This window comes from Actinomyces provencensis (assembly GCF_900155435.1).
Lineage (GTDB): Bacteria > Actinomycetota > Actinomycetes > Actinomycetales > Actinomycetaceae > Pauljensenia > Pauljensenia provencensis.
On sequence record NZ_LT700212.1, the window covers coordinates 2,450,059 to 2,450,558 of the forward strand.

Genomic DNA, 500 nt, shown 5'->3' on the forward strand with positions numbered 1-500 from the left:
GACCGCGACTGCGTGACCCGCCTCATCGGCGCCGTACTCCAGGAGCAGCACGAGGAATGGAGCTACGGCGAACGCCGCTACTTCTCCGACATCTCGATGCGCAAACTCGTCCACACCCTGCACCAGCACACCGACCCCGCACACCCCGACCTCTACCTCACCGCCTGACCACCACACACCAGAAGAAACAACAGCAGTGACACCACACCACGGGACTTGACCCCAGAGACTCCCCACAGGACCAAGATCACCGGGCTCAGCACCCGCGTGACACCAGACAGCGGCCACGCTCGACCTCCCGGGCGCCACAGGGGCACCGTCGGGAGGACGGACCACTGTGAGAAGGGAAGCCGTCCTCGACCCCAGATCAGAGCGGACTTCAACCCCGGAGCAGGACGGACTTCGACGTCAGAACTGAGCGGACCTCGAGGGGAGAAGAGAGCGGACTTCGACCCCAGAAGAGAGCGGACTTCAGGGTTCGGGGGGTGTGGCGGGGGCCG

At 65.4% G+C, this 500-nt stretch carries 1 pseudogene; it reads left to right on the top strand.

The window, feature by feature from the left end:
• Positions 1-168: pseudogene (locus BQ9890_RS15450) on the top strand (IS256 family transposase); the annotation flags it as partial.
• Positions 169-500: the final 332 nt, after the last annotated feature.